A 9401-nucleotide genomic window follows, 5' to 3' on the forward strand; every position below is an offset into this window, starting at 1 on the left:
ATTAGCGAGACAGTCTGAGACCCTGCAGGCGGAAGCAGACCGCGTCTCAGCGCGAGCCCCACGGAAAGCGAAGTGTATTCAGGCTGCGGATAATAGCAACAAACTTCATGGAACATCCTTTTTAAAACGAATAAAAAAGCCCAAATGATTATACGAACCTTTCATTGGCACCTTCGTATAATCATTCAGGTTTATTTTAAGCTGGAATACTTATGTCCCAGCCTCAAATTGTTTGCTCTTTGACTTGATTTTAAACCCCTTTAAAAGCTTTTCTGTAAATGTCTGCTAATTCCGTTACTAATGGTAATTTAGGGTTAGCTGTTGTACATTGATCTTCAAAAGCACGATCTGCTAAATAATCTACTTTTGCTTCGAATTCTTTTGGATCTACACCTTGTGCTGCAATACTCATTGGGATATTTAATTCTTTTCCAAGTCTGATTACTGCTTTGACAAAGCTGTCTACTCCTTGTTCCACAGTATTAGCTGGCAATCCTAGAATTCTTGCAAGCTCTGCATAGCGCTCATCTGCTTTAAAGTATTCGTATTTAGGGAATGCCATGAATTTTTTCGGTTTCTCTGCATTATAGCGAATAACATGTGGCAATAAGATGGCATTTGAACGACCATGTGCGATATGGAATTCGGCACCTAATTTATGTGCCAAGCTATGATTAATTCCTAAGAATGCATTTGCGAATGCCATACCAGCTATTGTAGATGCATTATGCACTTTTTCGCGTGCCTCTTCGTCATTTCCATTTCTATATGCTCTTGGTAAATATTCAAAGATTAATTGAACTGCTTTCACCGCTAATGCATCTGTATAGTCATTTGCCATATTAGATACATATGCTTCCACAGCATGTGTTAATACGTCCATTCCTGTATCTGCCGTTACAGCAGGCGGTACTGTCATAACAAATTGTGGATCGATGATAGCTACATCTGGTGTTAATTCATAATCAGCTAAAGGATATTTAATGTTTTGTTCTTTATCTGTAATTACCGCAAAAGATGTTACTTCGGATCCTGTACCAGAAGTAGTTGGAATAGCAACAAATTTAGCTTTACCACCTAATGATGGATATTTATAAACCCTTTTACGGATATCTAAGAATTTTTGCTTTAATCCGAAGAACTCTTCATCTGGATGCTCATAGAATAACCACATACCTTTTGCTGCATCCATTGGAGATCCACCACCAAGTGCGATAATGCAGTCTGGTTGGAATTTAGCCATCATCTCTGTTCCTCTAACAACTGTTTCAATAGATGGATCTGGCTCAACATCAGAGAACACTTCTACTTGCACTAGATTTGAACGTTTTCTTAAGTTATAAAGTAATTTATCCACATATCCAAATTTAACCATGTATGGATCTGTTACGATAAATACTCTAGAGATATCCTGCATTTTTTGTAAATACTGTACAGAATTTTTCTCAAAATAAATTTTTGAAGGTACTTTAAACCATTGCATATTTACATTCCTTTTTGCCAATTTTTTAACATTTAATAAATGAATGTCTGTTACGTTAGTAGATACAGAGTTTTTACCATAAGATCCACAGCCAAGTGTTAAAGAAGGCATGAATGCATTATAAATGTCACCGATTGCACCTTGAGAAGATGGGGCATTGTTGATAATACGGCATGCTTTCATTCTTAGGGCAAATCTTTCTATTACTTTCGGATCTTCAGAGTGAATGACTGCTGAATGTCCTAATCCGCCAAACTCTAACATTTCTTCTGCACGTTTAATTCCATCTTCTGTTGATTCCACTTTATAGCATGCAAGCACAGGGCTCAATTTTTCTCTAGATAGAGGATAATCAGGTCCTACACCTTCTAATTCAGCAAGAAGAATTTTTGTATCTTCTGGTACTTTTACTCCTGCTAATCCAGCGATATAATGAGCAGATTTACCAACTATATCTGGATTTACAGCACATGTGTTTTCATTAATTACTAGTTTTTCTACTTTTGCCAACTCTTCTTTATTTAAGAAGTAGCAGCTATTTCGAATCAATAGATTCTTTACTTCATCGTAGATTTCTTTGTCAATGATTACTGCTTGTTCAGATGCACAAATCATTCCATTATCAAATGTTTTTGAAAGAATCAGATCGTTCACTGCTCTTTTAACTTTCGCTGTTTTTTCGATATAACAAGGTACGTTACCAGCGCCAACGCCAAGTGCAGGTTTGCCACAACTATATGCGGATTTAACCATTCCTGGTCCACCAGTTGCAAGAATTAATGCAATATCATTATGATTCATTAACGCTTTAGTTGTTTCAATAGAAGGTTTTTCTACCCATTGAATACAGTTTTCTGGTGCCCCCGCTTTAACTGCTGCATCTCTTAGAATTCTAGCTGCCTCACTGCTACATTTCTGTGCAGATGGATGGAAAGCAAATATAATTGGATTACGTGTTTTTATCGCAATAATAGCTTTAAACATGGTTGTAGATGTTGGATTTGTAACAGGTGTTACCCCAGCAACTACGCCTACCGGGTCAGCGATTTCCACAATTCCTGTTTGTTGGTCTTCGCTTATCACCCCAACTGTACGATCATATTTAATATTATGGTAGATATATTCGGTAGAGAATATATTCTTTGTAATTTTGTCCTCATAAATGCCTCTTCCCGTTTCTTCAACCGCTAATTTAGCTAAATACATATGCTTATCTAAACCAGCTAGGGCCATAGCCTTTACAATTGTATCTACTTGTTCTTGATCTAAAGACATAAATTCTTCTAGTGCCTTTTTCCCTTTTGCTGCCATCTCATTAATAACGGTTTGCACATCAACTTGCTCATTTTTCGCTTTTACTTCTTTTTCAACAACTGACATCACTAAATCCCTCCAAATCGAGAATGATAATATTGTGAAAATATTCACAAGTTACTTTAAAGAAAAAACTACTTTAAAAAAGCAGTTAATTTGTGAATATATTCACAAATAATTCTTTAAAGAAAAACTACTAATTTAGTAGTTTGTTTGCCCACTAGCTTCCTACAAACATATTATATCTTTTGGAATTTCTCGTTGTTATTCTTTACATGCTTATCATATAATGACTTGCTAAAACCTTCAAGCCTATTCTTAAAAAATGTTCAACATTTCACAAACTCATTCACATTTTATACATATTTGTAATATCTCCTTACTTTTCCTATAATATAAAATGTGATAAAAACAACAATGAAAGGGTTTGCAATATGAATAAAAAATGGGAAAGAACTAATACGGATCATGATACCTATCAATTTATAATCCGTGTCTCCTATCAGTTGTTTATGGAATTGGGATTTCGTAAGGTCAGCACAAGGATGATTGCAGAGCGTTGTGGAATTACACAGCCTGCTTTATACCATCACTTTAAGAATAAACAAGATATTTATAAAGAAGTCATTATGACGTCTATTCAACAGACTGAAAATGCTTTATTAAAAATTACGAAGGAATATCAGATTCTTCAAGAATGTCTTTACCAAATTGCTCTTTACTTTTTAGAACATTATCAAGAAGATCTCATGCAAATGTTCCATGACTTACAACATGAGATGCCAAATGATATACAAACCCAACTAAGAATTCGCTGGCAAGAGGGATTTTTAAAACCGATTAAACATTTGTTTGATATGGCTGAAAAAGATAATAATATTTCTTTTCAAAAAATAGAAAGTAATAGCGAAGAAATAGCATTCACCTTTCTTCAATATATTCAAACTGCCATGCGTCCTTCTCATATGAAAGAACTTTCTAATGAAGAACAAACAAAGGAAATCCGGCGTAAAGCAAAATTAGTCGTTCATCTATTTATATTTGGAATAGTAGATAAGTAATGATTTTTCAAAAAACACTTCCTTTCTTATAAAAATAAATATATACTCACCTTATCACTTGATAAGTTTCTTTCTTTACACATAACTTATCAAGTGATAAGTTATGTGTATTTTAAGGAGTGAACAAAATGAAACGGTATATTCATCGCTATTTTACCGCTGTCACTAGTAAAAAAGGGAAATGGATAATATTACTTGCCTGGATTCTCCTTGTTGGGATATTAAGTACACTTTTCCCTCAAGCTAGTTCACAAAAAAACGACTTAGCTAGCAATATTCCAACTAATGCTTTATCACAGCTGGCAGATGAAAAAATAAAGGAGGAGTTTTCTAATGACCAAGGAACTCCTGCGTTAATTACATGGTTTCGCTCAACTGGCTTAACAGATAAGGATGTTGAACAAATCCAAGAACTTACGAACCAATTAACAAATGCGCCACTTGCTCATCAAGAAGCAATTATTCCTTATCATCAACTACCTATTGAGGGAGTCAAACAACAAATTTCAGAAGATGGAACAACTCTAGTTCTCCCTATTTTATTTTCAAATAATTTAGCTACTAGTGAATTAAAAGCTAGTATTCAAAAGCTAGAAGCTGTTGCAAATGGAATCTTTGAAAAAAATCCGTTTAACACTGCACGAAAGGATGAAACGATATTACATGCAAGGACTACTGGCCCCGTTGGTATCTCCATAGATGCAACAGAGCTATTTAGCCAAGGGGACTTATCGTTACTCATTGGCACAGTTATTATTGTGCTAATCTGTTTACTTGTCATTTACCGTTCTCCTATTTTAGCGTTAATTCCTTTAATTGGAGTAGGTATTGCTTATGGAGTTATCAGTCCTTTGCTTGGTTTCATGGGAGAACATGAGTGGATTGAATTCGATTCACAAAGCATTGCCATTATGACTGTATTACTATTTGGAGCAGGTACAGATTATTGTTTATTTATTATTAGTAGATATCGAACGTATTTAACCAAAGAATCAATTAAAGAAATGGCGATGGAAAGAGCATTGCATCGATCTGGTGGTGCTGTGGCAATGAGTGGATTAACAGTAGTATTTTCTCTTCTTGTCCTATTATTTGCCCAATATGGTGCCGTGCAACGATTTGCAATCCCGTTTAGCTTAGCTATATTTATTATGATGATAGCCAGTCTTAGTCTTGTCCCAGCCATTCTAGCCATTATTGGTAGATTATCTTTTTATCCATTTGTTCCGAAATTAGAAGGACAAATTATAAATGGTAGGATAATAAAGACGACTAAAAAAAGAAATACATTGGGGAAAACAATCGGAAATGTAGTAACACAGCATCCATGGAAAGTGACTATACTAACGACATTATTTCTTGGTATTTTTGCTGTATTTTCCCTTAAAACAGTATATACCTATGATTTATTGTCCTCATTTCCAGATGACATGCCATCAAAAGAAGGATATACCTTAATAGAAGAACATTTTAATGCAGGGGAACTCGCACCGGTTTCTGTCATTATTGATACAGAAGGTGCAACATTAAATATTGAAGAAGAATTAAATAAATTAGCTTTCATTGCAACGGTTTCGGAGGAAGAATCGGGTAGAAGCAATCCTAATTTAGTAAAATATTCGATTGAATTAGAAACAAATCCTTATTCAAATCAAGCGATGGATGAACTCCCTATTATTCGTGATACATTAGAAGAGAAGCTTGCTGAAAATGGCATAAAGGAACCGAATGAGAAGATATGGATTGCAGGAGTAACTGCGGAACAATATGATACAAGAGAATTGACAAATCAAGATGTAAAATTAATTATTCCAATTATCTTAATCATGATTGCTATCTTGTTACTTGTTTATCTTAGATCCATTATAGCAACATTCTATTTAATAGCTTCTGTACTACTTTCTTACTTTGGTGCCCTAGGCTTAGGGTGGGTCATTCTTCATTATGGATTTGGAGTAGAAGCAATTCAAGGCTTAATCCCCTTGTACTCCTTTGTCTTTATCGTTGCTTTAGGAGAAGACTACAATATTTTCATGATATCAAGCATTTGGAAAAAACGAAAAAAAATGCCTCTCCTACTAGCAATAAAAGAGGGAGTTGCAGAATCAGGTGGGGTTATTACTTCTGCAGGAGTCATTTTAGCAGCTACCTTTATGGTGTTGACTACTTTACCTATGGAAGTGCTTGTCCATTTTGGAACGATAACCGCTATTGGGGTTGTACTAGACACCTTTATCGTGAGACCTTTTTTAGTTCCTGCAATTACTTCTCTATTAGGAAATACAGTCTTTTGGCCAAGCAAGAAAGTATATGTAAAAGGAAACGAATAAGTGATTATACGCCTCCAAGGTTTGTCTTAAGATAAGTCTTGGAGATTTTTTATCTCTTCTAGTTTATTAAAGTCAGTGAGATTTTTTTCCACATGCTAAGTAATATTAAATGGATGAAGTTTTCCTCTAGCTAACTATTTTATCTCTCTAACACTTTTGTTGATATGTATAAAAACGTTGCTCTAGACCCACCCTATAAGGAATTGATATGATAAGTGGGTTAGTTAAGGGGGCATTTGTAATGGACAAAAAATATGCAGACTTAAAGCTTGGAGAACGTGCTGCGATATTGAGCATTTTTACATATATTGTACTAGCTTCTGTTAAATTATTTATTGGAAATAGCACAGGTTCCCAAGCCCTAAAAGCTGATGGTTGGAATAATTTCACAGATATTATTGCATCTGTTGCTGTACTAATCGGGTTGCGTCTTTCGCAAAAACCAGCGGATAAAGATCATCCATACGGTCATTGGAAAGCAGAAACTGTTGCTTCTTTAATTGCTTCCTTTATTATGATGAGTGTCGGATTGCAAGTATTATTCCAAGCCGTTTCTTCCTTCTTTAGCCAGACAAGGCAAGCACCTGATTTAGTAGCGGCATATACGGCCATCGCTTGTGGTGCTGTAATGTTTGGTGTTTATCGCATTAATTTACGTTTAGGTAATAAAATTAATAGCCAAGCAGTTAAAGCGGCTGCAAAGGATAACTTCTCCGACTCAATGGTTAGCATTGGGACAGCAGTTGGGATTTTTGGCGCTCAACTAAAATTAACCTTTTTAGATCCCCTTGCTGCCTGTATTGTTGGGCTATTAATTTGTAAAACAGCCTGGGGTATCTTCCGAGAAACAACTCACTATTTAACAGATGGATTTGATGTTTTATTAATTGATCAATACAAAAAAACTATTTTGCGTACAGAAGGTGTAAAAGCTGTAAAAGAGATAAAAGCAAGAAACTATGGAAACAGTCCAGTTGTTGATGTTGTCATTACAGTTAACCAGCAGTTAGATGTTACTCATGCCCATGATATTTCTTCCGCTGTTGAGAATGCTTTAATTGATGAGTTTCATGCACTCGAGGTACATGTGCATATTGAGCCAGACGAAGACAAATAAAAACGAAGGAATATTGGTACCGCCCTCCAAAAATTAGAGTAAAAACATTTCGGAGGTCACCACCATTTTTATTCCTTCGTTTATTTCAGCTAGATAATACAGCTAAAGTTTTAATACGCCTTAGCCCAATATACTAGTTTACTTGCTTTCTTGCCACAGCATACACAAGTATCTGCAATTGCCTCCTGTTCAAAAGGCATGCATCTAGAAGTTGCACTTGTTTCTTCCTTGATTTTATCTTCACATGCTTGATCTTCACACCACATTGCTTTGATGAATCCTGGCTTTTCTTTTGATATCCATTGTTTAAATTCATCGAAGCTTAAAGCAATATGAGTATTTTCTTCTCTATGATTGATAGCTTTCTGTAGTAAATTATCTTGGATATCCTTTAACAATTGGGCAATTGTATCTTCTAGTCCATCCATTGATACAAATTGCTTTTCTCCAGTATCTCTGCGAACGAGCACAACTTGATTTTTTTCTATATCCTTTGGTCCTACTTCTAAACGCAAAGGAATCCCCTTCATTTCATACTCATTAAATTTCCAGCCTGGCTTTTTATCACTTCCATCAATGCCCACTCGAATGGAACGGTTTAATTTCTTTTGCAAATCATAGGCAAAATCCAAAACCCCTTCTTTATGCTGGGCAATTGGTACGATCATTACTTGAGTTGGCGCAATCATTGGCGGCACTACTAAGCCACGGTCATCCCCATGAACCATAATCATGGCACCAATAATTCGAGTAGTAAAGCCCCATGATGTTTGGTGAACATGCTGGAGATTTCCGTCCCTATCAGAGAACTGAATTCCAAATGATTTTGCAAAGCCATCACCAAGATTATGAGACGTTCCTGATTGCAATGCTTTTCCATCATGCATCAAACTTTCAATCGTATACGTATACTTAGCACCAGCAAACTTTTCTTTTTCTGTTTTTCTCCCTTTAATAACAGGTAGCGCTAAGTATTTCTCACAAACTTCCGCATAAACTTCAAGCATTTGAGTAGTTTCTCTATCTGCATCTTCTTCTGTTTCATGGCATGTATGCCCTTCTTGCCATAAAAATTCTAATGTACGCAAAAATGGGCGAGTGGTCTTTTCCCAACGTACTACATTTGCCCACTGATTATATAGCTTTGGAAGATCGCGGTAGGAATGGATAATATTTTTATAATGCTCTGCAAAAAGAACTTCAGAGGTTGGACGCACACAAAGTCTTTCTGCTAATTCTTCCTCTCCTCCATGGGTCACCCATGCTACTTCTGGAGCAAATCCCTCGATATGATCCTTTTCCTTTTGCAATAGACTTTCTGGTATAAAGAGTGGCATATAAACATTTTCATGTCCTGTTTCTTTAATGCGTTTGTCTAATGCCTCTTTAATATTTTCCCATATTGCTGTTCCATATGGGCGAATAATCATAGACCCTCTTACACTTGAATAATCGATTAGTTCTGCTTTTGTGACAACATCTGTATACCATTGAGCAAAATCTTCTTCCATACTAGTAATGCTTTTTACAAAATCCTTTGCCATTTTAGAAGCCTCCTATTTTATTGTTTTTTATCGATATTATTTCTCTATAACTTTTACTTTTAAAGGTCCATCTTTTTGAAAAAGACCATTAAAAAAGCTTTGCCTCTCATTAGGGACCATAATAATGGCGGTACCACCCTAATTCAAAGCAAAGCTTTACACTCATCCATGGTAACGGTATTGAACCGCTGAATCTTTCTAAACAATGTCTATTCGATACAGAACGAAAAAGGCAGGTTCCACAGGTAGCCTATAGGTCCTTTCAGCAATTAGACCCTCTCTTCTAATAGACATGGCTGTATACTATTCCTTTTTATAGTTTCTTTATTCATTTCTTTGTGAAAAATCATATCGGATAGATTCATTATTGTCAATATGGATTTTTTTATTCTTTTTCTAATAGATAGATTATAGTTTGTTCCTTTTTCTTGCATTTTGTAAGGGAGGTGAGTGCTGAAGGCTAGTTTTCTGTTACCTTTTCCTGCTCTTTTTCTTGCTTTCGGGCACAGAGAACGTTTCTCTGTTACCTTTTCTTGCTCTTTCTCTTGCTTT

5 protein-coding genes and 1 other annotated feature are annotated in these 9401 nt (G+C 35.6%); of the genes, 3 read left to right on the forward strand and 2 right to left on the reverse strand.

Features of this window, described 5'->3' with window-relative positions; translation table 11 throughout:
* Positions 1-250 precede the first annotated feature (250 nt).
* Complete coding sequence (gene adhE / locus ADJ83_RS09570; RefSeq protein WP_031540646.1) at positions 251-2863, reverse strand: bifunctional acetaldehyde-CoA/alcohol dehydrogenase; 2613 nt, start codon at positions 2861-2863, stop codon at positions 251-253.
* A 368-nt stretch (positions 2864-3231) separates the two neighbouring features.
* Between adhE and ADJ83_RS09575 the strand changes: the two genes are divergently transcribed.
* The 3 genes from ADJ83_RS09575 (at position 3232) to ADJ83_RS09585 (ending at position 7305) form a co-directional block, all read left to right on the forward strand.
* Complete coding sequence (locus ADJ83_RS09575; RefSeq protein ID WP_031540645.1) at positions 3232-3858, forward strand: TetR/AcrR family transcriptional regulator; 627 nt, start codon at positions 3232-3234, stop codon at positions 3856-3858.
* 128 nt (positions 3859-3986) lie between these two features.
* Positions 3987-6188, forward strand: a complete 2202-nt coding sequence (locus tag ADJ83_RS09580) for an MMPL family transporter (protein ID WP_031540644.1) — start codon at positions 3987-3989, stop codon at positions 6186-6188.
* A gap of 241 nt (positions 6189-6429) precedes the next feature.
* Positions 6430-7305, forward strand: coding sequence for a cation diffusion facilitator family transporter (locus ADJ83_RS09585; RefSeq protein WP_031540643.1), 876 nt, complete (start codon positions 6430-6432; stop codon positions 7303-7305).
* Between the two features lie 110 nt (positions 7306-7415).
* Here the strand turns inward: ADJ83_RS09585 and proS are convergent, their stop codons facing one another.
* Positions 7416-8849, reverse strand: a complete 1434-nt coding sequence (gene proS, locus ADJ83_RS09590) for a proline--tRNA ligase (RefSeq protein ID WP_031540642.1) — start codon at positions 8847-8849, stop codon at positions 7416-7418.
* Positions 8850-8957: 108 nt separating this feature from the next.
* Positions 8958-9175, reverse strand: a binding site (T-box leader).
* Positions 9176-9401 lie beyond the last annotated feature (226 nt).

The sequence above is a fragment of the Bacillus sp. 522_BSPC genome (assembly GCF_001076885.1).
Taxonomy (GTDB): Bacteria; Bacillota; Bacilli; order Bacillales; family Cytobacillaceae; genus Niallia; species Niallia hominis.

Coding starts and splice junctions, on each gene's coding strand:
- proS (WP_031540642.1), bottom strand. CDS start 8,849: ATGGCAAAGGATTTTGTAAAAAGCATTACTAGTATGGAAGAAGATTTT.
- ADJ83_RS09585 (WP_031540643.1), top strand. CDS start 6,430: ATGGACAAAAAATATGCAGACTTAAAGCTTGGAGAACGTGCTGCGATA.
- adhE (WP_031540646.1), bottom strand. CDS start 2,863: ATGTCAGTTGTTGAAAAAGAAGTAAAAGCGAAAAATGAGCAAGTTGAT.
- ADJ83_RS09575 (WP_031540645.1), top strand. CDS start 3,232: ATGAATAAAAAATGGGAAAGAACTAATACGGATCATGATACCTATCAA.
- ADJ83_RS09580 (WP_031540644.1), top strand. CDS start 3,987: ATGAAACGGTATATTCATCGCTATTTTACCGCTGTCACTAGTAAAAAA.